The sequence below is a fragment of the Phenylobacterium sp. genome, assembly GCF_030681155.1.
Lineage (GTDB): Bacteria > Pseudomonadota > Alphaproteobacteria > Caulobacterales > Caulobacteraceae > Phenylobacterium.
The window spans coordinates 64,135-90,639 of the sequence record NZ_JAUXXE010000071.1; the positions used below are offsets into that span (position 1 = coordinate 64,135).

At 66.6% G+C, this 26,505-nt stretch carries 27 protein-coding genes; 13 read left to right on the plus strand and 14 right to left on the minus strand.

Annotated features, from left to right (window positions below):
* Positions 1–3: 3 nt before the first annotated feature.
* The 3 genes from Q8M13_RS18870 to Q8M13_RS18880 are packed head-to-tail and all read left to right on the plus strand — an operon-like array spanning position 4 to position 2,284.
* Positions 4–867: a TIGR01459 family HAD-type hydrolase gene (locus tag Q8M13_RS18870; RefSeq protein ID WP_305301721.1), complete on the plus strand. Its 864-nt coding sequence runs from the start codon at positions 4–6 to the stop codon at positions 865–867.
* Positions 868–911: 44 nt separating this feature from the next.
* Positions 912–1,346: a MaoC family dehydratase gene (locus tag Q8M13_RS18875; RefSeq protein WP_305301722.1), complete on the plus strand. Its 435-nt coding sequence runs from the start codon at positions 912–914 to the stop codon at positions 1,344–1,346.
* A 2-nt stretch (positions 1,347–1,348) separates the two neighbouring features.
* Positions 1,349–2,284, plus strand: coding sequence for a bifunctional riboflavin kinase/FAD synthetase (locus Q8M13_RS18880; protein WP_305301723.1), 936 nt, complete (start codon positions 1,349–1,351; stop codon positions 2,282–2,284).
* Here Q8M13_RS18880 and Q8M13_RS18885 read toward each other — a convergent pair.
* Entirely contained in the window at positions 2,281–2,676 is a 396-nt protein-coding gene (locus tag Q8M13_RS18885; RefSeq protein ID WP_305301724.1) for a GreA/GreB family elongation factor, read from the minus strand. The genes Q8M13_RS18880 and Q8M13_RS18885 overlap by 4 nt on opposite strands.
* A 592-nt stretch (positions 2,677–3,268) precedes the next feature.
* Here Q8M13_RS18885 and ileS point away from each other — a divergent pair.
* The 3 genes from ileS to Q8M13_RS18900 all read left to right on the plus strand — a co-directional run bounded on the left by ileS (position 3,269) and on the right by Q8M13_RS18900 (position 7,309).
* Complete coding sequence (gene ileS, locus Q8M13_RS18890; RefSeq protein ID WP_305301725.1) at positions 3,269–6,181, plus strand: isoleucine--tRNA ligase; 2,913 nt, start codon at positions 3,269–3,271, stop codon at positions 6,179–6,181.
* A 2-nt stretch (positions 6,182–6,183) separates the two neighbouring features.
* Positions 6,184–6,669: a signal peptidase II gene (lspA, locus tag Q8M13_RS18895; RefSeq protein WP_305301726.1), complete on the plus strand. Its 486-nt coding sequence runs from the start codon at positions 6,184–6,186 to the stop codon at positions 6,667–6,669.
* A 76-nt stretch (positions 6,670–6,745) separates the two neighbouring features.
* The gene (locus Q8M13_RS18900) at positions 6,746–7,309 is read left to right on the plus strand and encodes a DUF3035 domain-containing protein (RefSeq protein WP_305301727.1); all 564 of its coding nucleotides are present in this window, start codon (positions 6,746–6,748) and stop codon (positions 7,307–7,309) included.
* 47 nt (positions 7,310–7,356) lie between these two features.
* On the opposite strand, the gene Q8M13_RS18905 is transcribed toward Q8M13_RS18900, so the two are convergent.
* Positions 7,357–8,343, minus strand: coding sequence for a TraB/GumN family protein (locus Q8M13_RS18905; RefSeq protein ID WP_305301728.1), 987 nt, complete (start codon positions 8,341–8,343; stop codon positions 7,357–7,359).
* 65 nt (positions 8,344–8,408) lie between these two features.
* Here Q8M13_RS18905 and mutL point away from each other — a divergent pair, with 65 nt between their 5' ends.
* Positions 8,409–10,274, plus strand: coding sequence for a DNA mismatch repair endonuclease MutL (gene mutL / locus Q8M13_RS18910; protein ID WP_305301730.1), 1,866 nt, complete (start codon positions 8,409–8,411; stop codon positions 10,272–10,274).
* Positions 10,275–10,278: 4 nt separating this feature from the next.
* Here mutL and Q8M13_RS18915 read toward each other — a convergent pair whose 3' ends face one another.
* The 4 genes from Q8M13_RS18915 to Q8M13_RS18930 form a co-directional block, all read right to left on the minus strand.
* Positions 10,279–10,869, minus strand: coding sequence for a GDYXXLXY domain-containing protein (locus Q8M13_RS18915; protein WP_305301731.1), 591 nt, complete (start codon positions 10,867–10,869; stop codon positions 10,279–10,281).
* On the minus strand, positions 10,866–11,924 hold the full coding sequence (locus Q8M13_RS18920) for a DUF2157 domain-containing protein (protein ID WP_305301732.1): 1,059 nt from the start codon (positions 11,922–11,924) through the stop codon (positions 10,866–10,868). Before Q8M13_RS18920 ends, Q8M13_RS18915 begins: the two co-directional genes overlap by 4 nt.
* 62 nt (positions 11,925–11,986) lie before the next feature.
* A complete protein-coding gene (locus Q8M13_RS18925) occupies positions 11,987–13,597 on the minus strand; it encodes an ATP-binding protein (RefSeq protein ID WP_305301733.1) in 1,611 nt (536 codons plus the stop codon).
* A gap of 174 nt (positions 13,598–13,771) precedes the next feature.
* On the minus strand, positions 13,772–14,800 hold the full coding sequence (locus Q8M13_RS18930; RefSeq protein ID WP_305301734.1) for a MerR family transcriptional regulator: 1,029 nt from the start codon (positions 14,798–14,800) through the stop codon (positions 13,772–13,774).
* Between the two features lie 293 nt (positions 14,801–15,093).
* Between Q8M13_RS18930 and Q8M13_RS18935 the strand changes: the two genes are divergently transcribed.
* Complete coding sequence (locus Q8M13_RS18935) at positions 15,094–15,369, plus strand: YjhX family toxin (protein WP_305301735.1); 276 nt, start codon at positions 15,094–15,096, stop codon at positions 15,367–15,369.
* Here the strand turns inward: Q8M13_RS18935 and rsmD are convergent.
* Both rsmD and Q8M13_RS21090 read right to left on the minus strand, forming a co-directional pair.
* A complete protein-coding gene (gene rsmD, locus Q8M13_RS18940; protein ID WP_305301736.1) occupies positions 15,352–15,927 on the minus strand; it encodes a 16S rRNA (guanine(966)-N(2))-methyltransferase RsmD in 576 nt (191 codons plus the stop codon). The genes Q8M13_RS18935 and rsmD overlap by 18 nt on opposite strands.
* Positions 15,927–17,798 (minus strand): pseudouridine synthase, encoded by a 1,872-nt coding sequence (locus Q8M13_RS21090; protein WP_370870105.1) that lies wholly within the window; start codon positions 17,796–17,798, stop codon positions 15,927–15,929. The genes rsmD and Q8M13_RS21090 overlap by 1 nt, the downstream gene beginning before the upstream one ends.
* A 12-nt stretch (positions 17,799–17,810) precedes the next feature.
* Here Q8M13_RS21090 and tadA point away from each other — a divergent pair, with 12 nt between their 5' ends.
* Together tadA and Q8M13_RS18955 are read left to right on the plus strand one after the other, a co-directional pair.
* Complete coding sequence (gene tadA / locus Q8M13_RS18950) at positions 17,811–18,266, plus strand: tRNA adenosine(34) deaminase TadA (RefSeq protein WP_370870106.1); 456 nt, start codon at positions 17,811–17,813, stop codon at positions 18,264–18,266.
* A gap of 208 nt (positions 18,267–18,474) precedes the next feature.
* Positions 18,475–19,350, plus strand: coding sequence for an SDR family oxidoreductase (locus Q8M13_RS18955; protein ID WP_305301737.1), 876 nt, complete (start codon positions 18,475–18,477; stop codon positions 19,348–19,350).
* Between the two features lie 56 nt (positions 19,351–19,406).
* Here the strand turns inward: Q8M13_RS18955 and Q8M13_RS18960 are convergent, their stop codons facing one another.
* The 5 genes from Q8M13_RS18960 to Q8M13_RS18980 all read right to left on the minus strand — a co-directional run bounded on the left by Q8M13_RS18960 (position 19,407) and on the right by Q8M13_RS18980 (position 23,488).
* Entirely contained in the window at positions 19,407–19,994 is a 588-nt protein-coding gene (locus tag Q8M13_RS18960) for a GNAT family N-acetyltransferase (protein ID WP_305301738.1), read from the minus strand.
* A complete protein-coding gene (locus Q8M13_RS18965) occupies positions 19,991–20,749 on the minus strand; it encodes a sulfite exporter TauE/SafE family protein (RefSeq protein ID WP_305301740.1) in 759 nt (252 codons plus the stop codon). Before Q8M13_RS18965 ends, Q8M13_RS18960 begins: the two co-directional genes overlap by 4 nt.
* 296 nt (positions 20,750–21,045) lie before the next feature.
* Entirely contained in the window at positions 21,046–22,365 is a 1,320-nt protein-coding gene (locus Q8M13_RS18970; protein ID WP_305301742.1) for an acyl-CoA dehydrogenase family protein, read from the minus strand.
* A gap of 240 nt (positions 22,366–22,605) precedes the next feature.
* Positions 22,606–22,986, minus strand: coding sequence for a VOC family protein (locus Q8M13_RS18975; RefSeq protein WP_305301743.1), 381 nt, complete (start codon positions 22,984–22,986; stop codon positions 22,606–22,608).
* Positions 22,987–23,068: 82 nt separating this feature from the next.
* Positions 23,069–23,488: a hypothetical protein gene (locus Q8M13_RS18980; RefSeq protein ID WP_305301744.1), complete on the minus strand. Its 420-nt coding sequence runs from the start codon at positions 23,486–23,488 to the stop codon at positions 23,069–23,071.
* Between the two features lie 214 nt (positions 23,489–23,702).
* Between Q8M13_RS18980 and groES the strand changes: the two genes are divergently transcribed.
* A complete protein-coding gene (gene groES, locus Q8M13_RS18985) occupies positions 23,703–23,990 on the plus strand; it encodes a co-chaperone GroES (protein ID WP_293405745.1) in 288 nt (95 codons plus the stop codon).
* A 51-nt stretch (positions 23,991–24,041) separates the two neighbouring features.
* The gene (groL, locus tag Q8M13_RS18990; RefSeq protein ID WP_305301747.1) at positions 24,042–25,688 is read left to right on the plus strand and encodes a chaperonin GroEL; all 1,647 of its coding nucleotides are present in this window, start codon (positions 24,042–24,044) and stop codon (positions 25,686–25,688) included.
* 81 nt (positions 25,689–25,769) lie between these two features.
* Here groL and Q8M13_RS18995 read toward each other — a convergent pair whose 3' ends face one another.
* Entirely contained in the window at positions 25,770–26,129 is a 360-nt protein-coding gene (locus tag Q8M13_RS18995) for a phage holin family protein (protein ID WP_305301749.1), read from the minus strand.
* 73 nt (positions 26,130–26,202) lie between these two features.
* Between Q8M13_RS18995 and Q8M13_RS19000 the strand changes: the two genes are divergently transcribed.
* Positions 26,203–26,412, plus strand: a complete 210-nt coding sequence (locus Q8M13_RS19000) for a 4-oxalocrotonate tautomerase family protein (protein WP_305301750.1) — start codon at positions 26,203–26,205, stop codon at positions 26,410–26,412.
* Positions 26,413–26,505 lie beyond the last annotated feature (93 nt).

Sequence of the window (26,505 nt, forward strand, 5' to 3'; positions counted from 1 at the left end):
AGCATGACCGCACCTGTCCTGATCTCCGGCCTCTCGGCCGTGGCCGACCGCTACGACGTGCTGCTCTCCGATGTCTGGGGCGTGATCCACAACGGACGCGAGAGCTTCCCCGCCGCCTGCGAGGCGCTGGCGCGCTGGCGCGCCGAGCGCGGCCCGGTGATCCTGATCTCCAACTCTCCGCGCCCATCGAGCGCCGTGCATGAGCAACTCGACGAACTCGGCGTTCCGCGCGAGGCGTGGTCGGCCTTCGTCTCGTCGGGCGACGCCACCCGCATCCTGTTGAGCGGCCGCGCGCCTGGGCCGGCCTGGGCCATCGGCCCTGATCGCGACTTCGTCCTCTATGAGGGTCTCGACCTGGCCTTCGCCGGTCCCGAGGACGCGGCCTTCATCTCCTGCACCGGCCCTGTCGATGACGAGGTCGAGGGCCCGGACGACTACGAAGAGCGCTTCAAGACGACCATCGCGCGCGGTCTGCCGATGATCTGCGCCAACCCGGACATCGTGGTGCAGCGCGGCGACAAGCTGATCTACTGCGGCGGCGCGCTGGCCCAGCGCTACGAGCAGCTCGGCGGCCAGGTGATCATGGCCGGCAAGCCGCACGCCCCGATTTATGATCTCTGCCTCGGTGAGGCCCAGGTCCTGCTCGGCAAGCATATCGACCGTTCGCGCGTGCTCTGCATCGGAGACGCCGTGGCCACCGACGCCAAGGGCGCGAACGACCAGGAGCTGGACGTGCTGTTCGTCGCCAGCGGCATCCATGGCGCCGAGACGATTGGCGAGGACGGTCTCGACGCCTCGGCGGTCGAGCGCCTGCTCGCCAAGGACGGCGCGCGGGCCACCTACGCCATCGCCGATCTGGCGTGGTGAGCAAAAGCCGCTAACTAGGGCTCGAACTGTCAGGAGTGGTGGGCGTGCAGGGGATTTTCTTCGAGGATCTGACCATCGGTCAGTCGGCCGAGACCACGAAGATCGTGGGCGCGGCGGACGTCGAGGCCTTTGCCGCTGTGTCTGGTGACACCAATCCGGTCCACCTGGACGAAGCCTATGCTCTGACAACGCCGTTCCAGGGCCGTATCGCCCACGGCATGCTATCGGGCGCCTATATCTCGGCGATGCTGGGCACGAGGCTGCCAGGTCCCGGCGCGATCTATCTCACCCAATCCCTGCGCTTCCGGCGCCCCGTCAAGATCGGCGACCCCGTGGTCACGCGCGTGACCGTCCAGGCGCTGGACGAGCGGCGCGCCCACGCCACCCTGACCACCGTCTGTCAGGTCGATGGCAAGACCGTCGTCGATGGCGAGGCCGTGGTGATGGTTCCCCGCCGCAACACCACGAAGGCCGGCTAGCCATGCGTATCGTTCACGGCTGGAAGGGTTTGGAGGCCACCGATCGCGGCGCCGCCGTCGCCTTCGGCAATTTCGACGGCGTCCATCGCGGCCACCAGAAGGTCATCGCCCAGGCGGCGAAAGCAGCCCAGGCGCTGAAGGCGCCACTCGGCGTCATCAGCTTTGATCCGCATCCCCGGCAAATCTTCCAGCCGGACGCTCCCACGTTCCGGATCATGAAGACCGACCAGCAGGCGCGCGCCCTCGCGGCGCTCGGCGTCGATTTCTTCCATGTGCTCCCTTTCGACCGCGAAATGGCCGACCTCACCGACTACGAGTTCGCAAGCCAGGTGCTGGCCCAGGGGCTGGGCGTTCGCCACGTCGCCGTGGGTTTCGACGTCTCGTTCGGCAAGGGCCGCACCGGCAGTCCGGAACTGATGGGGAAATATGGCAAGGAGCTCGGCTTCACGGTGTCGGTCGCCGAAGCCTTGGGCCAGGGCGACACCAAGTTTTCCTCGACCGGCGTGCGCGAGGCGCTGCGGGACGGATATCCGGAACAGGCCGCCTTCATCCTCGGCCGCCCGTTCGCCATTGAAGGCGCGGTCGAACGCGGTCGTCAGCTTGGCCGCACCCTGGGCTTCCCGACCGCCAATGTGGCGCTGACCGACTATGTGATCCCCAAGCTTGGAGTCTACGCCACGCGAACCCGCCTGCCCGATGGCCGCGAGATCGCCGGCGTCGCCAATATCGGGGTCAATCCGACCGTCGCCGGCGAGATCGCCCCGCGCCTGGAAGTCTGGCTGTTCGACTTCGACGAGGACATTTACGACCAGGTGATCGAGACCGACCTGATCGCCTTCCTGCGCCCGGAAGAGAAGTTCGACAGCCTCGAGACCATGACCGCTCAGGTCATGGCCGACGCCGCCCAGGCCCGGGCGCTGCTGTTGCCCGAGTTCTAGTCCTCGATCTGCAGCACCTCGATCTCACGCGGCTTTTCGTCGGGTCCCAGCCAGCGGAAGACGTCGCCGACCGACAGGCCCATCAAGGCCGCGCCCACCGGGGCGAGCACGGAGATGCGGTTCTCGTCGACATTGGCTTCCCCAGGCAGGCCGACGCGGACCGTGCGTTCGCGCTGGAGAACCAGATCGCGATAGGTCACCTGCGATCCGAGGCGGACGAACTTCGAGCGGCGCTCGCTCTGCTCGGAAACAATGGCGAAGCGCTCCAGCTCCTCAAGCAGCAGGGTCGCGCCGGGCATCGGTGAGCGCGAGGCACGGCCAATGGCGGCCAGCTTCTCGAAATCGGCTTCGGTCACCCGCACCTTTGGGCGGGCCTTGGTCTTGGTGGTCATGTTCAATTCCTTGAAATTGGGGTCAGGCCGCCGAAGGCGGCGGCTGGTCGTCGGGATCGGGGTCGGGGATTGCGGCCTCACGGCGCGGGCGGAACGGCACAACCTCGGCAGTAGGCTGGTCCGCATTTCGCGCACGGGAAAGAACACCCGCAGTATCTGCGGGAGACTTCTTCTGTTTCGACATGGTCACGATGCTCCGCGTGACGAAACGTCACGGTTATCGGGATAGTGATCAGGATTTTTGAGGAAGCATCCCCGAACCCTCGGCGCACAGCCGATATGAGTTCGGGGCTAGTCTCCTTGGACTAGGCGGCCCGCATGGTGCGCTCGGCGCGGCATGTTCATGCAAATACTCATCGCACCTAGATAGTGGGGGTGCGCGCCTCGGAAGTCAAATCCCCGGCCGGTGACCGTCTGGCGTCCATTGGGGGCTCGCGCGCGGCGGCGCCCTCTGCTACAGCCCGAACATGACTTCGGTTCGGAAAACCCTACGAATTATCCGCCCGGCGTGACGCCGCCGGACGATCGCTCCAGCGCGCGCCGGGTTCCACCCGTCTAAGTCCCCAAGTTCCGAGCCAAGCTGGAAAGTCCCATGGCCGACGACGCCGAAATGCCTTCGCGCGATTACCGCGAAACCGTCTTCCTTCCCGATACGGCGTTCCCGATGCGCGCCGGGTTGCCGAAGAAGGAACCCGAGATCCTGGAGAGCTGGGCGAAGCTCGACCTCTACAACGCCATCCGCGCCGAGCGGCAACGGGCCGGAGCCCCGCTGTTCGTGCTGCATGACGGCCCGCCCTATGCGAACGGCGCCATTCACATCGGCCACGCGCTGCATAAGACACTGAAGGACTTCGTGGTCCGTTCGCGGTTCCTGCTGGGCTACGATGTCGACTACGTCCCGGGCTGGGACTGCCATGGCCTGCCGATCGAGTGGAAGATCGAGGAAGAGCTGCGCGGCCAGGGTCGCCGCAAGGACGAGGTCTCCAAGGCCGAGTTCCGCACCCGCTGCCGTGAATACGCCTCCAAATGGATCGCCGTACAAATGGCCGGCTTCAAGCGCCTGGGCGTTCTAGGCGACTGGGAGCACCGCTACGCGACCATGGACTATTCGAGCGAGGCCGCGATCGTGGCCGAGTTCCACAAGTTCGTCGCCACCGACCAACTCTATCGCGGCTCCAAGCCGGTGATGTGGAGCCCGGTCGAGCGCACCGCCCTTGCCGACGCCGAGGTCGAGTATCATGACCATGTCTCGCCGACGATCTGGGTGAAGTTCCCCGTTGTGCAGGGCTCCGACGCCGCTGTCGGCGCCAGCGTGGTGATCTGGACGACCACGCCCTGGACCATCCCGGCCAACCGGGCGATCAGCTATTCAGAGTCGATCAGCTACGCCGTCTATCAGGTCGAAGCCATGGAAGAGGGCCTGGAGTTCGAGCCCTGGGCCAAGGCCGGCGACCGCCTGATCCTGGCCGAGAAGCTGGCCGAGGACGTCTTCAAGACCGCCAAGATCGCCAAGTGGCGCCGGGTCGAGGCTATCGATTGCCAGGGCATGGTCTGCGAGCATCCGCTGCACGCCTTGGACGCTCATTACGAATTTCCGGTGCCGCTGCTGCAGGGCGACCACGTCACCGATGACGCCGGCACCGGCTTTGTGCATACCGCGCCGGGCCACGGCGCCGACGACTATCTGGTCTGGCTGGCCCACGGCCACCGCGAAATCCCCGACACCGTCGACCAGGACGGCGCCTACTACCCGCACGTGCCGCTGTTCGGCGGGCTGAAGGTGCTGGAGACCGAAGGCAAGAAGGCCGGCAAGTTCGGACCGGCCAACGGCGCGGTCATGGACAAGCTGATCGAGGCCGGGCGCCTGCTGGCCCGCGGCCGGATGGAGCACTCCTATCCGCACTCCTGGCGCTCAAAGGCGCCGGTGATCTTCCGCAACACGCCACAGTGGTTCATCCGCATGGATGAGCCGATCGACACCCCCGCCAACGGCGGCCGGACCCTGCGCGAGACGGCGCTGGAATCCATCGAGGCGACGGCCTTCTATCCGGCCGGCGGCAAGAACCGCATCCGCTCAATGGTCGAGAGCCGCCCCGACTGGCTGATCAGCCGCCAACGCGCCTGGGGCGCGCCGCTGGCCATGTTCGTCGACAAGGAGACGAACCACCCGCTGCACGACCCGGAAGTCGATCGCAGGATCGTCGAGGCCATCAAGGCCGAGGGCGCTGACGCCTGGTTCAACCGCCCGGTGACCGACTTCCTGGGCAGCCACGATCCGGAACGCTTCGAGAAGATCGACGATATCCTCGACGTCTGGTTCGACAGCGGATCGACCCACGCCTTCACGCTCGAAAATCGCGAGCACACCCGCTGGCCCGCCGACCTCTATCTGGAAGGCTCCGACCAGCATCGCGGCTGGTTCCAATCCTCGCTGCTGGAAAGCTCCGGCACGCGCGGCCGCGCGCCCTACGACGCCATCCTCACCCACGGCTTCACCATGGACGAGGCCGGCGAGAAGATGTCGAAGTCCAAGGGCAACGTGGTCGATCCTGAGGTAGTGATCCGCGAGTCCGGCGCCGAGATCATCCGGCTGTGGGCCGCGATGATCGACTATTCGGACGACAGCCGCATCGGCAAGACCGTGCTGCAGACGACCTCCGACGCCTATCGCAAGCTCCGCAACACCGTGCGCTACATGCTCGGCGCCCTGGCTGACTACTCGCCAGACGAGGCGGTTGAGCTGGAGCAGATGCCGCCGCTGGAGCGGTTCGTCCTGCACCGGCTGTGGGAATTGGATGGACAGGTTCGCGCCGCCTACGAAGGCTACGTGTTCCAGGACGTGATCCGTCCGATCATCGAGTTCTGCCAGACCGACCTGTCGTCGCTGTTCTTCGACATTCGCCGCGACAGCCTCTATTGCGACCAGCCCGGCGAACTTCGTCGGCGCGCGGCGCGCACCGTGATGGACGCGGCGTTCGAGCGGCTCACCGCCTGGCTCGCCCCGCTGATGCCCTTCACCATGGAAGAGGCCTGGACCCTTCGCTACCCGGACGCCCATTCCAACTGCATGCGGGTGATACCGGAAACGCCGGCTGACTGGCGCAACGACGCCGAGGCCGCCCGCTGGGCCAAGGTCCAGCAGGTGACGTCGGTCGTCACTGGCGCGCTTGAGATCGAGCGTCGCGAAAAGCGCATGGGCGCGGCCCTGGAAGCAGCGCCACGCGTCTACGTGGCCGACGCCGACCTGCTCGCGGCCTTCGACGGCCTCGACGCCGCCGAGGTGTTCCGCACCAGCCAAGCGACCCTCGTTGCGGGCGAAGGTCCGGCCGGCGCGTTCGTTCTCGCCGACGTTCCTGGCGTCGCGGTCGAACCTTTGCGGGCGGAAGGCAAGAAGTGCGCCCGCTCGTGGCGCATCCTGCCGGAAGTCGGTTCCGATCCTCGCTACCCCGACCTCAGCCTGCGTGACGCAGAGGCTGTCGCGGCCTGGGACGCGGTTCGGGCTTGAGCATGAAGTCAGTCACGAAACTGGGCTGGACGGCCTACGCTCTGGCCGCCTTCGTCATCGTCGCCGACCAGTTGTCCAAGCACTGGATCCTGTTCGTCTACGACCTGCCGTCGCGCTTCTCCGTTCCGATCGCCGGACCGTTCTCGCTGACCATGGTCTGGAACAGGGGCGTCAGCTTCGGCCTGTTCCGGGCCGACGCGGACCTGGTCCGCTGGCTGCTGGCGGCCTTCTCGGTGATCGTGGCCATCGTGTTGGCGGCCTGGGCGCGCAAGGCCGAACGGCCGTTCATGGCCGTCGGTCTGGGTCTGGTGATCGGCGGGGCGCTGGGCAATGTCATCGACCGCATCCGCTTCGGTGCAGTCGCCGACTTCCTCGATTTCCAACGCCTGGGGTTCTTCCCCTGGGTGTTCAACGTGGCCGACAGCGCCATCACGATCGGCGTGGTCTTCTTATTGCTCGATTCCATGCGTAAGGAATCGGCGTCTTAATCGCATTGGCGGGTATCGCCCTATGCGCTATTCAACCATCCCTTACCGCCAGGGGCGGCTTTCGGAGCTTCGTTACATGAGTCTGAACCGTGTGCTTGTCGCGACCGCTCTGGTGGCGGCCGCCGGCGTGGGTCTCTCCAGCTGCAGCTCGACCCGCAATGCGCTCGGCATGAGCAAGGTCACGCCCGACGAATTCCGCGTCGTGTCCAAGGCGCCGCTCGTCGTGCCGCCTGACTATGCCCTGCGCCCGCCGGCTCCCGGCGAACCGCGCCCGCAAGAACTGCAGCCGGAAAGCGCCGCGCGCGTGGCCCTGCTCGGCCAACGCGAGGCCCAGGCTCGCTCGGACGGCGAAAAGGCGTTGGTCGCCAAGGCCGGCGCCGACAAGGCCGACCCGTTGATCCGCTACGTCGTCGATGACGAAACCGGCGCCCTGGCGCACAAGGAAAAGTCGTTCGCCGACAAGGTTATGTTCTGGAACAACGGCCAGCCGAGCGCGGCCTCGACCGCCGCGGCGGCCGACAACGTCCCGGCCCCGATCGATCCGGCCGCTGAAGAAGACCGCGTCAAGCCGCTCACCGGCGGTGGAGCCGTGGTCATCTCGCGCGAGAAGCAATCGCGCATCAAACTTCCGGGCCTGTAGGCTCCACGATCTATTCCTCTCCCCGGCGGGGAGAGGAACTTTCGGTCTCAATCCTCATCTCCAGGCGTCTTCACTTCGTAGCCCTTGGCGCGGAGCTGATCGAGCACGCCGCCTTGGGCCAGCAGGGTCCGCAACGGGGCCACGGCGATCGTGTGCCCTGGCGTCTTCAAGGCCGCTTCGATGTCGTTCGTCAGGTCGCGCTTCACGCGGGCGTCGAAGGTCAGCGCCCCCGGCGTGACGGCGATGCACCGCTCATAGCTGCGCTCGGCGCCCAGGGCCCCGCCCACGTCGCCCACGGCCCAGGCCCGCGAAGCCGCCAGGGTCCGGCCCGGCCCGGCCTCGATCTCGCCCATCACCTCGTCCAGACAGGCCGAGCCTGCGGCCTTCGAGGTGCGGGTAACAGCCCCCAGCAACGGGCCGAGGTCGTAGGAACGCTGCACGATCTTCACGCCGCTGCGCTGGGCCAGCAACTTGATCAGTTTGGTGGGGTCGGCGGTCGTCAGCCCCTCCTTCTCCCGATAGTCGTCGGTGAGCATCAGGGCCGCGGCCAATGGATGATTGGTCTTGTAGTGGTCGGCCGGCTGACCCAGCTTTGTCCGAACGGCGGCGAAACGTTCGCGCTGCGCCGGATCCTGGCTGTCCTCGAACGGCTTGCTCGACTTCAAGCGCAGATAGCTGATCGCCGCACCCGGCGCGCCGGCAAGCTTCACCTTCAGGCCCGTGAACGGCAAGATCACCGCATTGGCACCTTCCAGGCGGCGGTTGAATTGCAGTTGATCCCACTGCTGACGCTTGGGCGCCACGGTCGGCGCGCCCAGGACATAGACTGTCGAGTCGCCGTCAGAGACCCGCCACCAGGCCGGCCCAGGCAGCCGCGCGGTCACGACCAGTTCTTCGACAAGAGTCTCGTTGGGATCGACGGCGCCGGCGGGAAGCTGCGCGCTCGGCGTGAGCGGAACCTGAGCCAGCACTGGGGCCGGAGCCGCCGATGCGAAGAGAGCGGCGGCAAGCGCAATGCCGAGGACGCGTTTCACGAAGTCACCTTCCAGACTTGCCCCCCGGAATCGCCATATAGTGACGGCCTAACCAAAGCGTGACCATGCCTATACGCCGCCTTCCCCCAGAGACCGTGAACCGCATCGCCGCCGGCGAGGTGGTCGAACGTCCCGCCAGCGCCGTGAAGGAACTGGTGGAAAACGCTTTGGACGCCGGTTCTCGTTCCATCGAGGTGCAGGCCGACGGCGGCGGGCTGACCCGCATCCTGGTCGCCGACGACGGTTCGGGCCTCTCGGCCGACGAACTGGCGCTGGCCATCGAGCGCCATGCGACCTCCAAGCTCAGCCCGGACGACGCCGGCGACTACGACCTGTTGCACATCTCCACCCTCGGTTTCCGTGGCGAGGCCCTGCCCTCGATCGGCTCGGTGGCACGGTTGTCGATCTCCTCGCGGGCCAAGGGATCAGCCGACGCCCACGCCATACTGGTCGAAGGCGGCGCGGTCGGCGCGGTCTCGCCGTCTGGCTTCCCTGGCCCGCACGGAGCGCGGGTCGAGGTGCGTGACCTGTTCTACGCCACCCCCGCCCGCCTGAAGTTCATGAAGTCCGAGCGGTCCGAGGCGCTGTCGATCGCCGACGAGATCAAGCGCCAGGCCATGGCGCATGAGGATGTGTCGTTCGCCCTGGACCTGGACGGCCGCCGCACCCTGCGCCTGCCGGCGGAGAGCAAGGGGCCCGATGGCCGGCTGGCCCGCCTATCGGCGATCATGGGACGGGAATTCTCCGAGAACGCCCTGGCCATCGATCATGAACGCGAGGGCGTGCGGCTGACGGGGTTCGCGGGACTGCCGACCTATAATCGCGGCAACTCGGCCCACCAGTATCTGTTCGTGAACGGCCGGCCGGTGCGCGACCGCCTGTTGCAGGGCGCGCTGCGCGGCGCCTACGCCGATTTCCTCGCTCGCGACCGCCACCCGCTAGTGGCGCTCTATCTTGAGGTCGATCCCAGCTATGTCGACGTCAACGTCCACCCGGCCAAGGCCGAGGTGAGGTTCCGCGATCCGGCCCTGGTGCGCGGCCTGATCGTCGGCGGCCTGCGTCACGTCCTGGCCGGCGCCGGACACCGGGCGGCCACCACCGTCGCCAGCGAAACCTTGAACAACCTGCGCCCAGGCTGGTCGCCGCAGGCTCCATCGGCTCAAGGCTTCTCGGCCTGGCAGATGGGCGGTTGGGCGCAGAACGCCCAGGCCGCCGCCCAGACAATACCCGGCCTGACCGAGGTCTCGGCCCGCGCCGAACCGGCTCAGGACTGGCCCGCCGCCACGTCTTACAACCAACAGCCCGGGCTTCAAGAGGCCCCGGCCCCTTCGATGGCCTTCGATCCGGTCGACTTCCCGCTGGGGGCGGCCCGCGCCCAGGTCCACGAGACCTATATCGTCGCCCAGACCCGCGACGGCGTCGTGATCGTCGATCAACACGCCGCCCACGAGCGGCTGGTCTACGAACGGATGAAGGTGGAGATGGCGCAGGGCGGCGTCTCGCGCCAAGTTCTGCTGCTGCCCGAGGTGGTCGAGCTCGATCCCGCGGAGGCCGAGCGGGTCGCCGCCCGCGCCGACGAACTGGCCGCGCTCGGCCTGATGGTCGAGGCCTTTGGTCCCGGCGCGATTCTGGTCCGCGAAACCCCTGCCCTGCTGGGCGAAACCGACGTCGCCGGCCTGATCCGCGACATCGCCGACGATCTGGCCGAGAACGGCCAGGCCCTGGCGCTCAAGGAACGGCTGGAAGAGGTCTGCTCGACCATGGCCTGCCACGGCTCGGTCCGCGCCGGACGAAGGCTGAACGCACCGGAGATGAACGCTCTGCTGCGCCAGATGGAGGCCACGCCTCACTCGGGCCAATGCAACCACGGCCGCCCGACTTATGTGGAGCTCAAGCTCGCCGACATCGAGCGGCTGTTCGGGCGGCGGTAGCGGCTCACCACCAATCCAGATCGGTGCGCTTCCCGTCGAGGATGACGCCCTTCAGGCGGGCGCGGCCGTCATCTCCGACCGACACCACCGCGAAGGCCGGCGCGGCGGCCGGATCGCGACGATCCCGTAGAACCTTTTCCATCGCCTCGGCCTGATCCTGGCCGGCGTGGAAGCGGTCGACGCCGATATCGAGGGTCACGGCCTCGCGGCTCTGGCCGGCCTCGCCGACCGCCACCCGCGAACAATAGACCCCGCCCCGGATCAGCACGTCGCCGCCGCTGGCCGTGGCAGCCTCACCCGTTGGGCCAGCGCCCACGAACCGGTGGTGGGCGCCGTCGGCGCGCAAGGCCAACCACCCGCCTTCGCTGAACGGCTGGGTGCGCGGCGGGCAGGATTGGCCAGGCGGCAGCGCCTGGGTCAGACGCAGCGAGACATAGTGGCCGGTCAGCAAATTGCGCGGATCGATCGCCTCCATGGCCAGCACTACCTCCTTACCGGCCGTGCGGGCGCGGCTCTCGAAGATGACCAGACCGACGAGCATGGCGACCAGCAGCAGGCCGGCGCCAAGTATGCGGGCGGGGAACTGTCTGATCATGCCGCCACCTTGCGTGAGCGGGTCAGGAAGCCCGCGACCAGGGCGATCAGGGCGCAGGCGGCGAACAGGCCCGCCGCCGTCATCAGGCCAAGGCCAAGATCGAAGAGGATCGTGCAGACCCCGGCGATCATCGCCACCACGCCAGCCGCCGTGATCATGCTCTGGCGATCGTGCATGCCGAGCGCGATGACACCCGCCGCCAGCACCAGCCACGCGGCCCGGTGAGCGATCAGATAGCCGCCCTTGATCTCGTCGAAGCCGCCGACAGCAAACAGCGCCAGGGCGCCCCAGACAAACCACAGAAAGAAGATGTTCGCCGTGCTCCGGTCGGGCGCCTGGCGCGCCGCGCCCGCTAGGCAAGCCAGCACGACGCCGCCGCCGATCAAGCCTGCCGCGCCCCAGGTCTGTTCATAGAACGACAGCGCCGAGAGCAGGCCGACGATCAGGGAGAGAGCAGCCATGTGAGCCAGCGGCTTGGAATTCCAAAACCAAGCCAGGGCCATGCCGACCGGCGCGGCGAAGATCAGCCAGCGGCTGGTCCCCGTCTCGAACCCACCAGCGAACTCGCCAAGGCCGATCAGGGCCAGCGCCGCGACGCCCGCGCCGCTGGAGCGTCCGGCGACAGCGAGTAGCGCCGCCGCCAGCCCGGCGCTGCGCAAAGCCCGCTGTGGGTCGCCGGCGATGTCGAAAATCTGGCCGGTCAGGCCGATGGCGCCGGCATAGATCAGCGCCGCGACGCTGAGAAGGGTGTTGGTCAGGATCGGACGCGCGCCGTCCCTGGCCGACCAGGTCGCCGCCCCGATCACGGCCAAGAAGAGCGAAAGGATCAGGCCGAACCGCGCCAACCTCGGGATGACGTCCCAGTTGGCCGCGATAAAGGCGATGGCGGCCACGCCAAGCAGCAGAGCGCCGATCACCGCCAGGGCGACCGAGGCGTCCACGCGCCGGCCGTCGGCCACGCTGGACAAGATCGCGGTGCGATTGCCGGCCGGAACCAGCCCCTGGTCGATCCATCTGTCCAGATCGGCCTGCAGCCGATCCTTGTAGCCCGCCATCTGCGCCCTCCCGGCCGCTTCGAAGGCGCAGACCCTCGCCTAAGCCGCAGGCACGCGCAACCTCAGGCGGCCACCCGCCGGGTCTCGTCGGCGAACACGGCGTTGATGGCCGTAAGCAGGCGTTCGGCCTTGATCGGCTTCTCGATCACCCCGTCCATTCCCTGGGAAAGATAGCTCGCCGCGTCCCAGGGATCGGCGTTGGCGGTCAGAGCCAAGATTGGAACCTGGGCGGCCGGGCCGGCCATCGCGCGGATGCGACGGGTGGCGCCGACGCCATCGAGGTTCGGCATCTTGATATCCATCAGCACCAGATCGAACCGGCCGCTGGCGGCCGCGCTGACGGCCTGCTCGCCGTCCTCGACGGTTTCGCAGGTGCAGCCGAACATCGCGCACAGCGTCTCGGCCACCAGCCGGTTGGTGGCGTTGTCGTCGGCGATCAGGACATGCAGGCCACCAGGAGCGGCCACTGTCAGATCTTGCTCGACCGCCGCTTCCTCGCCGGTCGGCGCGGGCACGTCGAACAGCGGGAACTCGAACCGGAAGGTCGTGCCGGCGCTGACGTTGCCGCGCGCTTCGATCGTTCCGCCCATCTGGGCGACCAGTTGGCGGCAGATCGATAGGCCCAGGCCCGCCCCGCCCTCGCGCACGCCGGCCTCGGTCTGGCTGAAAGGTTCGAAGATGGTGGCCAGGCGCTGATCGGGAATACCGACCCCCGTGTCGCGCACCGCGCCCTCCAAGTGGACATGGATGTCCTCTCGCCGCACCCGTAGCGCCACCTCGACACCGCCCTGCCGGGTGAATTTCAAGGCGTTGCCGATCAGGTTGTTAAACACCTGCTTGATCCGCACCGCGTCACCCAGCGCCCACTGGCCTGGGGCTCCGTCATAGGAAAAGACCAGGCTCAACCCTTTCAGTTCGGCCCGCGCCGACCAAAGGGCTGCAAGGTCGTCGAGCAGGGCCGGCACGCAGAAGCCGTCCTCCGACAACTCCAGTTGCCCGGCGTCGGCTCGCGTCAGGTCAAGCGCATCGGTCAGCAGGCGCAGCAAGGTCTGGCCGGAGTCCTGGATCGTCGCCACATAGGGCTGCAGGCTTGCATCGCTCAGCTTACGCTCCAGGATGTCGGCGATGGCCAGCACCCCGTTCAGCGGCGTGCGGATCTCGTGGCTCATCACGGCCAGGAACTGCGACTTGGCGGTCAGGGCGCTCTGAGCCTCAAGCCTCGCCTGATTCAAGGTCTCGGCCAGCCGGGTCATCTCTTCGGCGTGGGCCCGGTTCGCTGCGCTGGTCGCCTTCAGCAACGACAGGGTGGAGCCGACGCCGGCGTAGCGTCCGCCGCTGACAACCACGAACCCCTTCATCACCTCGTCGGAGCGTTCGGCCAGCACCTCGCCGCAGAACTCCGCCACGTCGGTGTCGCCCTCGGCGGTCAGGGGATTGGGATTCATCAACAGCGAGACCGGGCGCAATCCGTAGAGCGCCCGGCCATAGTGCGCAGCCATGGCCACGAAGAACGCGTTGCGTTCCACCAGGCCCACGGGCCGCCCCTCAGCGTCCACGACCGCGATGGCCAGGGTCTCCGGCTCGGCCTGAAAGCGGTCGTAGACGTCCTGCCCCAGAGTCTGCGGCGAGATCGGCGCCACCGGCTGAATCAGGTCGAGGAGAATGGCGCTCATCAGGAAGCCTTCCGCGTTTCAAGCGGGGCTTTAGACAAGCTCGACTAATGACGAGTGAATCTCGCGCTCAATTATTATAACTCACCACAACTACACTGTTATAAAATGTACATATAAATGTCATTATCAATTGTATTGAATATACACTTTAAGCATTTCGATATCCAAGACGGCTCAATGAGAAAGCGGCCGCCAGGCGACCATGCCTTCCGTCCGCGCTCGCACCTCGTTGGGAGCAAGGCAGGTGGCGACGGCTTCGTAGCCTGGGGCGCCGGGATGGGGGATCACGCAGATCGGCGGACTGTGGTTGGCCGGGCAGAAGATGATCGTCTCGCCAGGCCCCACCGCCGCCAGGTCGAGAATCGCGCAGGATCGGGTCATCAGGAAAAGCGGACGGGCGTCTGGTCGGCGGCGGCGCAGGTAGGCGATCAGCGCTTCCTGGGTTGGCTCGTCCAACCCCTGCTCCACCATGTCGACGACCAGGGCGCCGGCTCCAGCGGGCTCCAGCTCGACCAGCAGCGCCAGCAAGGCCTCAGATATTGTGGCGCCGTCTTCAGTGAGCCAGGCCAGCACCTGATCGACCCGCGACTTCAGGTCCAGATCCGCAACGAGACGAGCCCGCGCGCCAGCCCCGCCATCCGCCGATCGCTCCAGACCCAGAAACGCGGCGCCGGGCAGGATCTCAGCCAGGCGCATGGCCAGCCGGGTCTTTCCGCAGCCCAGCGGACCAGTGATGTAGTTCAGCGGGCGGATGTCCCGCAGCTCAAACCGCTCGCCGCCCCAGGGCCAGGGGAGATCGAAGGCGACGCTCAGCCCGCTCTCCAGCAGCCGCGCCACCTCACCCGCGGCCGGCGCCTGCCCCAGCGCAAGATCCGCCCGCACGCCCCGGACCTTTTCGACGGTGTCGGCGATCTGGCGCAGCCGCTCTTCGAGGGTCGCCTGATGCGCGGCCAGGGCCGGCTCCAAACCTTGGGGATCACCGGCCAGCACCCGCGCCACCTGAGCCAGGCTTAGGCCAAGGGTGCGCAAGGCCACGATCTCATTGGCCCGCGCCATGTCATCTGGGCCATAGCCCCGCCAACCGGTGGCGGTGCGAGCCGGGTCGACTAGGCCGCGCTGTTCGTAGAGCCGCAGGGCTTTTGTCGAGACGCCGAGCCGCCGAGCGGCCTGCGACGGGTTCAGGAACTGGGCGGAAGAGCTCACGAATCACCTCGTTGTTGGCTGACCGCTCTGCTTATCGGGGCGGTCCCAGGGACCAGGTCAATCGGGTGTTTGCGCCGCGCGCCGCTGGAAACTGGACGTCGGCGCGCGGTTTCGCCATGATCGCAACCTCCGCCAGGAAAGAGATTATGTCTGAGATTGCGTTCGAGGCCCGGGCCTAACCGCCGAACCGGCGTCCTCGCCTAAAATCGGCTGTCAGGTCCGTTCGTTCGTACCCGCGGTCCCCAGGGACCTGGGCGGGTGCGTCTCGTCACGCCTGAACGTCGGACATTCCATTGAACATCTCGAAACCGCAGCAACGGACGCTGCACGCCCTGGCTCAAGGGGGCAAGATCGTCATTGAGCGCAATGAACGCGGCGATCTGATCGCCGCCGAGTGCATCACCCGCGACGGGTGGGCGCTGAGCGACTGCGATCTGCTTGTCTTCAAGAGCCTGAAGAAGAAGCGGCTGATCGCCAGCCGGGACGGCAAGCCTTACCTCATCACCAGGGAAGGCCTGCTCAATCTCCGCAGTCAGCTCGACAACCGGACCTCAATGAAAGCCTGGTGAGAACCTGAGGAAGTGGACGCGCGCGGCGCCATAGTCGCGCGCGTCCAATTTTTCGAAGCCATCGACCGCGAAATCCGGCTCGTCGGAGCCACGCTCGAACATCACCACAGCCCCATCAGCCAGCCAGCCGCCTTCGGCCAAACGGACCAACGAGGTTTCCCCCAGCCCCTTGCCATAGGGCGGGTCGAGGAAGGCCAGATTGAAGGCCGGACCGTCCGCGCCGGGGCGGACCCCCAAATCGGTCGCGTCGCGACGATGAACGCGCGTGCGGCCAAACAGTCCCAGGGCGTCGACATTCTGGCGGATCGCGCCGCGCGCCAGCTCGTCGGTTTCGACGAACAGGCAGAAGGCCGCGCCGCGCGACAGGGCCTCGAAGCCCAGCGCGCCGGAGCCGGCGAATAGGTCGATCACCCGCAGGTCGCGAACCCCAGGCGACCAGGCGGCGTGTTCAAGGATGTTGAACACCGCCTGGCGCGCGCGGTCCGACGTCGGACGTGTTTTGTCGCCGGCTGGCGTGGTGATCGCCTTGCCGCGAAATTCCCCGGAGACGATCCGCATCAGTCGCGCTTGGGTCCGCGCGGGCCAGACCTGGGCGGACCAGATTTGGGCGGGGCGGACCTAGGCGGACCGGAACGCGGAGCGCCCGACTTCGGGGGCCCCGAACGTGGCGCACCGGAGCGCGGCGGCCCGGACTTGTATGCGCCATCCTTGGGCGGTCCCGAACGCGGGGGACCAGATCTCGGAGGACCTGAGCGGGCGGCCCCGTCGCGGGGCGGCCCTGAACGCGGAGGGCCCGAGCGCGGAGCGCCATCCGAGGACGCCGAGCGCGGCGGCCCGGACCTTGGCGGGCCAGATCTTGCGGCGCCGTCGCGGGGCGGCCCCGAGCGCGGCGGGCCAGAACGGGAAGCACCATCCTCAGAACGTGGAGGCCCGGAACGGGCATAGCCTTCGCCGCTCGATGAGCGGGGTGGCCCCGATCTCGGCGGACCCGAGCGTGCGGCGCCGTCACGCGGCGGACCCGAACGCGGAGCCCCACCGGACGCTCCCGAACGGGGCGGACCCGAACGGGTATAGCTCGACGACTCGCCGGCCGCAGCGGAGCGGGGCGGACCTGAACGCGGGGGACCAGATCTCGGAGGGCCCGAACGTGCGGGGCCATCACGCGGGGGGCCCGAGCGGACATAGTCGACGCCGCTCGCCGAGCGGGGGGAACTCGAACGCTCGCCCCCGGACCGCGGCGGGGCGGACGAAAGCTTGGGTCCGCGCGCATTGCCTGAACGACCATCGTCGCGCTTGCCGTCAAAGCTCTTGGCGCGGCCATAGATGGGCTTGCCGGCGGCGCGCGGCGGGCGATCACGCGTAACGGCCGGAATCTGGCCCGGCGTGAAGGTCCGGATGCCGCCGGGCTTGTCTTCAGCCAGACGCGAGGAGCGCATGCGCGGCGCGACCGGAACCTGGGCGTCATCCTGGCCGGGACGCGGGGCGCGACGCGCCTTGCCGCTGTGGACCTTGACCTCGATCTTCGGGGTCGCCCAGCCGGCCTTGTAGACGGCTTTGGGCTTTGGCACGCCATCGGACGGAGCGCTGACGCCACGGCGGCCGGACGGGCCGGCCTTGCCGGTGAACAGCGGCCGGTCGCCGGTGGGCATGTCCTCGGGGTCGATATATTCGGCGAGCTGTTCGCGGATCACGCGGGGCCCCACCTCCTCAATGTGGCCCATCTCGAGCGTACCGAGCGAAAACGGACCGTAGGACAGGCGGATCAGCCGGCCGACCAGCAGGCCCAGCGACTTCAGCACCCGGCGGACTTCGCGGTTCTTGCCCTCGGCCAGCACCACGGTGAGCCAGATGTTGGCGCCCTGCGGACCTTCCTTGGCCTTGTCGATCTTGGCGTCGATCGGGCCGTACTGGACGCCCTCGACGACGACGCCGTCCTTCAGCTTGTCGAGTTCGGGCTGGGTGATGCGGCCCCGCGCGCGGACGCGGTAGCGGCGAACCAGGCCGGTCGTTGGCTGCTCCAGCGCGCGCGCCAGCTCACCGTCGTTGGTGAGCAGCAGCAGACCCTCGGAGTTGATGTCCAGGCGGCCGACCGAGATCAGCCGAGGCAGTCCAGGCGGCAGGGCGTCGAACACGGTCGGGCGCCCTTTCGGGTCCTTGTGCGTGGTCAGCAGATCGACGGGCTTGTGATAGCGGAACACGCGCGTCGGTTCGGCCTGTTCGACCACCTCGCCGTCCACAGTCAGGATATCGCCAGGTTCGACCTTGACGGCCGGGGTGGTGAGAACGGCGCCATTCAGGGCGACGCGGCCAGCTTCAATCAGCTTTTCGACATCGCGGCGGGACGCAACACCGGCTCTCGCCAAGGCTTTTGCGACGCGCTCACCTTGACCGGAGGCCGTCTCATCGTTTCGTTGGGGGTCGTGGATCATGATCAACGCACCATGCGCATCGCGCTTCGAGCCGCGCAAGCCGCCGCCGCAAATGGAGAGACTCCAGTTGGGGCGGTAATTGTGGATCCAACGACTGAGGAAGTCATCGCGGTGGGGGCCAATGGCCCGATCGGCAGCCACGATCCGACCGCCCACGCAGAGATCGTGGCCTTACGGGAGGCGGCCCGGAAGCTGGGAAACTACCGGCTGACAGACCTGACGCTGGTCGTCACCCTGGAGCCCTGCGCCATGTGTGCTGGGGCGATAAGCCACGCCCGCATCGGCCGCGTGGTGTTCGGCGCCGAGGACCCGAAGGGCGGCGCGGTGATCCATGGGCCGAAATTCTTCGAACAGCCGACCTGCCACTGGCGGCCGTCGGTGACCGGCGGGGTGCTGGCGGAAGAGAGCTCGGTCCTGCTGAAGGATTTCTTCCGCGCCCGGCGCAAGAAACGCGGACCGGTCGAATAAGCCGCCTCCAATCCCTCTGCCACGGGAGAGGTTAGGTGAGGGGGCGGCGCAAGCGCCGCTCTGGGGCCGCCTCTGATGCGCAGAATGCAGTTGGATAGGCCGCGCCCCCTCACCCGGCCTCTCGCCGAGGGGGAGAGGAGAATGGCTTGCCATCCCGAGACCCTCCGTCCGATGATGCCCGAAAATTAGATCATTAGGAGGAACCCCCATGGGTCTATTGGACGGTAAGGTCGCCATCATTACGGGCGCGGGCGGCGGATTGGGCGAGGCCTACGCCAAGCTCTTCGCCAAGGAAGGCGCAGCGGTCGTGGTCAACGACCTGGGCGGGCCGCGCGACGGCTCGGGCGCGGACACCTCAGCGGCGCAGAAGGTCGTCAACGACATCGTGGCCGCAGGTGGCCGGGCTGTCGCCAATGGCGACGACGTATCGACCATGCAGGGCGGCGAGAACATCCTGAAGACGGCCTTGGACAATTTCGGCCAGGTCGACATCCTCGTCTGCAACGCCGGCATCCTGCGCGACAAGAGCTTCGCCAACACCTCCGAACAGGACTGGGACCTGGTGGTGAAGGTGCACCTGAAGGGCACCTATTGCTGCACCATGCCGGTCTGGAAGTGGATGAAGGACAACGGCAAGCCCGGCACGATCATCATGACCTCGTCCACCTCGGGCCTCTACGGCAACTTCGGCCAGTCCAATTACGGGGCGGCCAAGGCCGGGATCTATGGCTTCATGCGCGTGCTCTCGATCGAGGGGCGCAAGTACGGCATCCGGGTCATGGGCCTGGCGCCGGGCGCCTTCACCCGCATGACCTCCGACCTGCCGGGCTTCCGCGACAAGGAACCGGACGCCATGGCCCTGCCCGAGAACATCGCGCCGGGCGTCCTCTACATGGCCTCCGACCTGGCGGCCGATCACACCGGCAAGGTGTTAGGCGTGTCCTCGCGCGGCGTGCGCGAGATCAAGATGGTGCAGACCGACGGCTTCCAGCCGGGCCGGCCCTACACCGCTCAGGATGTGGCCGAGCATGCTGCCGAGGTGTTCTTCCCGGCGGCGGCTGAAAAGACCGCAGCCAGCGCCTAAAACACCACCTCGTCATCCTCCGGACGTCTGCAAGACGATCCGGGGGATGACGATGACTAGGCTGCGAACGCCGCCAGCCGCGCGTCGAGGCCGTCGCGTACGCCTGGCCATTCGCTGTCGAGGACCGAGAAGAGCACCGTGTCGCGGATACGGCCCGTCCAGGTGATGCGGTCCTGCCGCAGCAACGCCTCCTCCACCGCCCCGAGCTTCAGCACCGCGGCGCGCGACCGCAGATTGATCGCATCGACCCGGTAGACGGCGCGCCTAGCGCCACACTCGAACGCGTGGCCCATCATCAGCCGCTTGGCGGCGGGATTGACCGCACCGCCGCGCACATCGGGCCGGTAATAGGTGCCACCGATCTCCAGCACGCCGTTGGCGCTATCCATGCTGCTGAAGCAGGTCAGCCCAACGCAACGCCCCTCCACCATCACCGCAAAGCTCACTGTCGTCCCATCGGCGATGTGGGCGGTCAACGTGGCCCATGTAGGATCAAAATGCTCGCCGGCCCAGGAGAAGGGGTAGAGCTCGGTCCAGATCGCCTGGTCTGCGTTGCAGGCCGCGCGCAGATCCTCGCGATGCTGCTCGCCCATCGGTTCGAGCCGCACGAAGCGGCTCTCCAGGATCTTGGTCTCGATCTTCATCCAACGCCTCGTGCGAACAATTGAGCCGCCTGGAGCAGATAGAGGAGGCCGATCGCAGTCACGATCCACTTCGTCCACTTCTTGAAGTCCACATCGTTCATGCGGTCGAGGATGCGGCCTCCCACCACCGTGCCCGCCATCGACAGCGGCACGGCCAGGGCGAACATCCACCAGGGCGGCATGTCGTGTGACGAGCTGGTCAGGAGCGGCGCCCCATAGACCAGGATCTTGGCCAGGTGGGCGAACACCTGGGTCGCGGCCTTGGTGGCGACGATGGCGTGACGGGTCAGACTGGTGCGGACGAAGAAGAGGTCCAGCAGAGGCCCGGCGACACCGGCCGTCAGGTTCAGGCCCGTGACCAGCAAACCGGACACGAATGCCTGCGGGGGGTGGGCGGCGTCCAGATTGATCATCCGCTGCGGCAGCCACAGCAGGCCCGGCACCAGGCCCATCAGCAGGTAGAGCACCGGCTTGGAAGGCACGAGCGAGATCAGGGCCACCGCCACGCCCGCCAAGGCCGAGGCCAGAGCGTACCAGCCGACAATGTCCCAACGTACGTGCTTGGCGTGCAGGATCGCGCGCCAACCGTTGACCACCAGTTGCAGTATGCCGTGGGTGACGAAAGCCGCCGACACCGGCAGGACTAGGGCCAGGCCGCCCATCAGAACCAGGCCGCCGGCCATGCCGAACACACCTGACAAGGTGGCCGTGACAAAGCCGAGTATGATGATGAAAAGAGCCGCGGGAATGCTCACAGGGGTCGTCCTCCGGGTTGCGGCCCGCCCCGATGGTGGACACAGGCCACCCACGGTCACGGACCCGCTGCGCGTCGCGCGCGAAAGAGTGCGGGTCCGCCCGCTCACCCTCCGGAGGAAGGCGCTCGTCTCCGAGCCAGGGATCGCGCCTTGGCGATCAGACCTGACATCCCAGGAACGTGGTTCGGTCTACACCCGCGCAAGCGTGGCCGTCGAGGGCTGAGCGCATGCAAAGAAAAAGGCCCCGGCGAACGCCAGGGCCTTTTCCACGAAACCGACAGGGTCGGATCGAAAGACTAGTTCCGGAAGACAGCCGCCGTGGACGGATCGGCCGGCATTTCGCGGTACTGGCGCACCTCGTTGCGGCCGACCACCATGTGGTGAACCTCATCCGGGCCGTCGGCCAGGCGCAGGGTGCGGGTGGAGGTGTACATGCGGGCGAGCGGAGTCTTCTGGCTGACGCCGAGGGCGCCGTGCATCTGGATAGCCTGGTCGATGATCAGGCAGACGCGTTCCGGCACCATGGCCTTGACCATGTGGATCCAGATCCGGGCCTCATCGCGCGGCAGCACGTCCATGGCCTTGGCGGCCTTCAGGACCATCAGGCGCATGGCCTCAATTTCAATGCGAGCGCGGCTGACGATCTCGATATTGCCGCCGAGCTGGATGATCGGCTTGCCGAACGCCTCGCGGGTCAGGCCGCGCGTGACCAGCAGGTCCAGGGCCTTTTCAGCCTGGCCGATGGCGCGCATGCAGTGGTGGATCCGGCCGGGGCCGAGGCGCAGCTGGCTGATCTCGAAGCCGCGGCCCTCGCCCAGCAGCATGTTTTCTTTCGGCACCCGCACATTGTCGAAGACGATGTGCATGTGGCCGTGCGGCGCGTCGGGATCGCCAAAGACGTTCATCGGGCCGAGGATCTTCACGCCGGGCGCGTCGGTGGGCACCAGGATCTGCGACTGACGCAGGTGGGGAGGACCGTCCGGGCTGGTCTGCACCATGGTGATCATGATCTTGCAGCGCGGGTCGCCAGCGCCGGAGATGTAGTGCTTCTCGCCGTTGATCACGTATTCATCGCCGACCAGGGTGGCGCGGGTGTTGATGTTCTTGGCGTCGGACGAGGCGGCGTTCACCTCGGTCATGGCGAAGGCCGAACGGATCTTGCCGGCCAGCAGCGGCTCCAGCCACTCCTTCTTCTGGGCCGGGGTGCCGACGCGTTCCAACACTTCCATGTTGCCGGTGTCGGGCGCGGCGCAGTTCATCACTTCCGACGACATCGGGTTCTTGCCAAGCTCGACGGCGATATAGGCGTAATCGAGGTTCGACAGGCCTTCACCGGTGTGGGCGTCAGGCAGGAAGAAGTTCCAGAGGCCCTCGGCCTTGGCCTTGTCCTTGGCGACTTCGAGCACTTCGAGCTGACCCGGCGCGTAGCTCCAGATGTCGGTCTTGCCTTCGCCAAGGCGATGGAATTCTTCGCTCATTGGCTGGACGGTTTCTTTGATGAACCGCTTCACATGCTCGAGCAGCGGCATCGCCTTCTCGCTCATCCGCAGGTCGTTGAGTTCGTCCATCGGGTTCAGCTTGAAGCTGGACTGCGCCTTGTCCTGGGCTTGGGTCATCTGGTCTCTCCCACTGCGGTTCATTCGCGCGGCCCCGTCTCGCCAGGGCCAAATTCGGTGTCATCAGTCTCGCGACAGACGATAGGCCGCTAGCTTTGGCGCATATTCGCCCAAAATCAAACAAGCGTTTCAATTTTTCACACAAGTCTGAACCGCGGCGGTCGATAGGCTGCGCTGAACCGCTCGGGCGGAGTCGATCGATGGCCGGGTCAAGCCCGGCCATGACACGTGTCGCCCTAGCTAGACTGTGTGACAGACAGCCTCGATATTGTGGCCGTCCGGATCGAGCACGAAGGCGCCGTAGTAGTTCGGGTGGTATTCGGCCCGCACGCCCGGCGGGCCGTTGTCGACGCCGCCAGCCGCCATGGCCGCGGCGTAGAAGGCGTCGACGCTGGCCCGGTCGGGCGCCGCCAACGCCAGGTGGACATGGCCGGGGGAGCTGCCCGTGCCGATCCAGAAATATGGCTTTCCGTCCGAGCCGTAGCCGGCATGAGATCCGCCGCCCGTCATTTCGGGCGTGACCTCCATCACCACGGCGACGCCGAGCGGCTTCAGCGCAGCATCGTAGAAGGCGCGGGCCTTGGCGAAGTCGCTGACCGTCAGTCCAACATGATCAAGCATATGATCTCCTCCAGCTTGGATGGCTGGAGAGACTAACGACCGACACGCCAGATCGTGTCAGCAACCCGCCAGGCCCGCCGCCCTATTTCGCCGTGAGCTGGTCGGCGCCCTGGCAGGCGCTCTCGACCAGCGCCTTGTCCTCGGCGCTCTTGGCCAGGGCGCTCGTGGCGGTGCGCCAGTTGCCCGACAGTTCCAAAGGCTTTTTCGGCGAATAGCCGCCGAGGCTGATCAGCGACTTGTTCTTGCAGTCGATCGCGGTGACGAAGCCGACGCCATCGGCCTTGCCAGGACCTGACGGCCCCATGCGCGGCTCGGCGCCGGGCTTGCCCACGGCCTGCATGACCACGACCTTGCCGGTCTGGGTGTCGCGATAGGAATAGTCGGTGTCATAGGACCATTCGAGACCCGTGGGGGTCTTGGCGTAGGACTTCCAAGTCTCGGCCTGGGCGGTCGTGGCGACAGCCATAGCCGACAGCGCGGCGAGCGCGATTAAGCGGCGCATGAAATATATCTCCTGGTGGTTCCCTCGCGCCGGACCCTATCTGGGTGGGGGCTGGAGAACAAAGCCGAATCCGAAACGCCCCGGCCTCGCTTGACTCCCAGCGTCCCTGTCCCTACCTCCGCCCTGCGTTAGCACTCAGGGGCCTCGGCTGCTAATGGTCGGCCCCGGGCGTTTTCGCACCGCATTTCAAACGTCCCGAACGGAGACTTTCAATATGGCGTTTCGTCCTCTGGGAGACCGCGTCCTCGTGAAGCGTGTCGAGGAAGAAGAAAAGACCAAGGGCGGGATCATCATCCCCGACACCGCCAAGGAAAAGCCGCAGGAAGGCGAAGTCGTCGCCGTTGGCCCCGGCGCCCGTGACGACTCCGGGAAGATCCAGCCGCTCGACGTCAAGGCTGGCGACCGCATCCTGTTCGGCAAGTGGTCGGGCACCGAGGTCAAGATCGACGGCAAGGATCTCCTGATCATGAAGGAAAGCGACGTCCTGGGCGTGGTCGAATAACCACCCCGACGCCTTCCCTCCCCAACAACAACATTCTGAAAGAGCAGGAAAATGGCCGCTAAAGACGTCTATTTCGGTTCCGACGCGCGCGACAAGATGCTGCGCGGCGTCAATACTCTCGCCAACGCGGTGAAGGTGACCCTGGGTCCTAAGGGCCGCAACGTGGTCATCGAAAAGTCCTTCGGCGCTCCGCGCTCGACCAAGGACGGCGTGTCGGTCGCCAAGGAAATCGAACTGTCTGATCGCTTCGAAAACCTCGGCGCCCAGCTGATCCGTGAAGTCGCCTCCAAGACCAACGACAAGGCCGGCGACGGCACCACCACCGCCACGGTCCTGGCCCAAGCCATCGTCGTCGAAGGCCTGAAGTCGGTTGCGGCCGGCATGAACCCGATGGATCTGAAGCGCGGCGTCGACAAGGCCGTTCTGAAGGTCATCGAGGAAATCAAGAATTCCTCGAAGAAGGTCACCACCAACTCCGAAATCGCTCAGGTCGGCACCATCTCGGCCAACGGCGACACCGAAGTCGGCGAAATGATCGCCAAGGCGATGGCCAAGGTCGGCAACGAAGGCGTCATCACGGTTGAAGAGGCCAAGAGCCTGGAAACCGAACTCGACGTCGTCGAGGGCATGCAGTTCGATCGCGGCTACCTGTCGCCGTACTTCATCACCAACGCCGACAAGATGGAAGTTGAGCTCGAAGAGCCCCTCATCCTTCTCTTCGAAAAGAAGGTCTCCTCGCTGCAGCCGCTGCTGCCGGTCCTGGAAGCCGTCGTTCAGTCGGGCCGTCCCCTGCTGATCATCGCCGAAGACGTCGATGGCGAAGCCCTAGCCACCCTGGTGGTCAACAAGCTGCGCGGCGGCCTGAAGGTCGCGGCCGTCAAGGCTCCGGGCTTCGGCGATCGCCGTAAGGCCATGCTGGAAGACCTCGCCATCCTCACGGGCGGCGAACTGATCAGCGAAGACCTGGGCATCAAGCTCGAGAACGTCACGATCGACATGCTCGGCCGCTCCAAGAAGGTCACGATCACCAAGGACGACACCACCATCGTCGACGGCGTCGGCGCCAAGGACGCGATCGAAGGCCGTATCAGCCAGATCAAGCGTCAGATCGAGGACACCACCTCGGACTACGACAAGGAAAAGCTGCAAGAACGTCTGGCCAAGCTGGCCGGCGGCGTTGCGGTCATCCGCGTCGGCGGTGCGACCGAAGTCGAAGTTAAGGAAAAGAAGGACCGCGTCGACGACGCCCTGAACGCGACCCGCGCTGCGGTCGAAGAAGGCATCGTCCCCGGCGGCGGCGTTGCTCTGCTGAAGGCTTCCAAGATCCTGGACGGCTTCAAGGGCGACAATGACGACCAAGAAGCTGGCGTCGCCATCGTGCGTCGCGCCCTGCAGGCTCCGATCCGTCAGATCTCGGAAAACGCGGGCGTCGAAGGTTCGATCGTGGTCGGCAAGGTGATGGAAAACAACTCCCCCACCTTCGGCTTCAACGCTCAGACCGAAGAGTATGTGGACATGGTCCAAGCCGGCGTCATCGACCCGGCGAAGGTTGTCCGCACGGCTCTGCAGGACGCGGCCTCGGTCGCCGGCCTGCTGATCACCACCGAAGCGGCGATCGTCGAAGCCCCCAAGAAGGGTGGCGCGGCCGCCGGCGGAATGCCGGGCGGCATGGGCGGCATGGGCGACATGGACTTCTAAGTCCTACGCTCAAGCGTTCAGACGCTTGAAGAAGATCGAGGGCGGAGCCGCAAGGCTCCGCCCTTTTTCTATGGCCGCAGTCTAGAGCGGCTGCTTGCGCGTATCGCCGATGACGATGGCGGCGATCCAGCTGACGACGCCGGTGATCATCGCTGCGCCCACGCCGCTCCAGAACCCGGCGACATGGAAGCCGGGAAGCATCCAGGCGACCAGCATGATCATCAGGGCGTTGAGGACCAGCAGGAACAGGCCCAGCGTGACGACCGTGAGCGGCAAGGTCAGGATGAACAGCACCGGCCGCAGGAAGGCGTTGACCACCCCCAGCACGACGGCTGCAATCAGCAGATCGACGAAGCCGTCATAGCTGACGCCCGCCAGCATGTAGGCCGCGAGCGCCAGGCCGAGGGCGGCGACGACGGCGCGGACGAGAAATCGGACCATGCGGAAACTCCATGAAGCTTGCAGCGAAGCTACGCGCCCTTAACTGTCGGCCGCAACCTTGCGAGGAGATCCCATGCCCTACGTCAACATCCGCATCACCGCCGGCGCCACCGACGAACAGAAGGCGGAGCTGATCGCCGGGGCAACCGACTTGCTGGTCAGGGTCCTGAACAAGAACCCTGCCGCCACCTTCGTGGTGATCGACGAAGTGCCGCCGGAAAACTGGGGCGCGGCCGGGATCAGCGTCGCCGAGCGCACCAAGCGCGCCGCCGCTGGCGGCTGATGCATTTCAGGGCGGTTACACGCCCGCCCCGCTTTAGCCGCACCGGCCGATCAGCTTGACCTTGAGCGTCGGACGGGCGCGCAGGAATCCAAT

Coding starts and splice junctions, on each gene's coding strand:
- Q8M13_RS18870 (WP_305301721.1), top strand. CDS start 4: ATGACCGCACCTGTCCTGATCTCCGGCCTCTCGGCCGTGGCCGACCGC.
- Q8M13_RS18880 (WP_305301723.1), top strand. CDS start 1,349: ATGCGTATCGTTCACGGCTGGAAGGGTTTGGAGGCCACCGATCGCGGC.
- Q8M13_RS18885 (WP_305301724.1), bottom strand. CDS start 2,676: ATGACCACCAAGACCAAGGCCCGCCCAAAGGTGCGGGTGACCGAAGCC.
- ileS (WP_305301725.1), top strand. CDS start 3,269: ATGGCCGACGACGCCGAAATGCCTTCGCGCGATTACCGCGAAACCGTC.
- lspA (WP_305301726.1), top strand. CDS start 6,184: ATGAAGTCAGTCACGAAACTGGGCTGGACGGCCTACGCTCTGGCCGCC.
- Q8M13_RS18900 (WP_305301727.1), top strand. CDS start 6,746: ATGAGTCTGAACCGTGTGCTTGTCGCGACCGCTCTGGTGGCGGCCGCC.
- mutL (WP_305301730.1), top strand. CDS start 8,409: ATGCCTATACGCCGCCTTCCCCCAGAGACCGTGAACCGCATCGCCGCC.
- Q8M13_RS18915 (WP_305301731.1), bottom strand. CDS start 10,869: ATGATCAGACAGTTCCCCGCCCGCATACTTGGCGCCGGCCTGCTGCTG.
- Q8M13_RS18920 (WP_305301732.1), bottom strand. CDS start 11,924: ATGGCGGGCTACAAGGATCGGCTGCAGGCCGATCTGGACAGATGGATC.
- Q8M13_RS18925 (WP_305301733.1), bottom strand. CDS start 13,597: ATGAGCGCCATTCTCCTCGACCTGATTCAGCCGGTGGCGCCGATCTCG.
- rsmD (WP_305301736.1), bottom strand. CDS start 15,927: ATGCGGATCGTCTCCGGGGAATTTCGCGGCAAGGCGATCACCACGCCA.
- Q8M13_RS21090 (WP_370870105.1), bottom strand. CDS start 17,798: ATGATCCACGACCCCCAACGAAACGATGAGACGGCCTCCGGTCAAGGT.
- tadA (WP_370870106.1), top strand. CDS start 17,811: ATGCGCATCGCGCTTCGAGCCGCGCAAGCCGCCGCCGCAAATGGAGAG.
- Q8M13_RS18955 (WP_305301737.1), top strand. CDS start 18,475: ATGGGTCTATTGGACGGTAAGGTCGCCATCATTACGGGCGCGGGCGGC.
- Q8M13_RS18960 (WP_305301738.1), bottom strand. CDS start 19,994: ATGAAGATCGAGACCAAGATCCTGGAGAGCCGCTTCGTGCGGCTCGAA.
- Q8M13_RS18970 (WP_305301742.1), bottom strand. CDS start 22,365: ATGACCCAAGCCCAGGACAAGGCGCAGTCCAGCTTCAAGCTGAACCCG.
- Q8M13_RS18975 (WP_305301743.1), bottom strand. CDS start 22,986: ATGCTTGATCATGTTGGACTGACGGTCAGCGACTTCGCCAAGGCCCGC.
- Q8M13_RS18980 (WP_305301744.1), bottom strand. CDS start 23,488: ATGCGCCGCTTAATCGCGCTCGCCGCGCTGTCGGCTATGGCTGTCGCC.
- groES (WP_293405745.1), top strand. CDS start 23,703: ATGGCGTTTCGTCCTCTGGGAGACCGCGTCCTCGTGAAGCGTGTCGAG.
- groL (WP_305301747.1), top strand. CDS start 24,042: ATGGCCGCTAAAGACGTCTATTTCGGTTCCGACGCGCGCGACAAGATG.
- Q8M13_RS18995 (WP_305301749.1), bottom strand. CDS start 26,129: ATGGTCCGATTTCTCGTCCGCGCCGTCGTCGCCGCCCTCGGCCTGGCG.
- Q8M13_RS19000 (WP_305301750.1), top strand. CDS start 26,203: ATGCCCTACGTCAACATCCGCATCACCGCCGGCGCCACCGACGAACAG.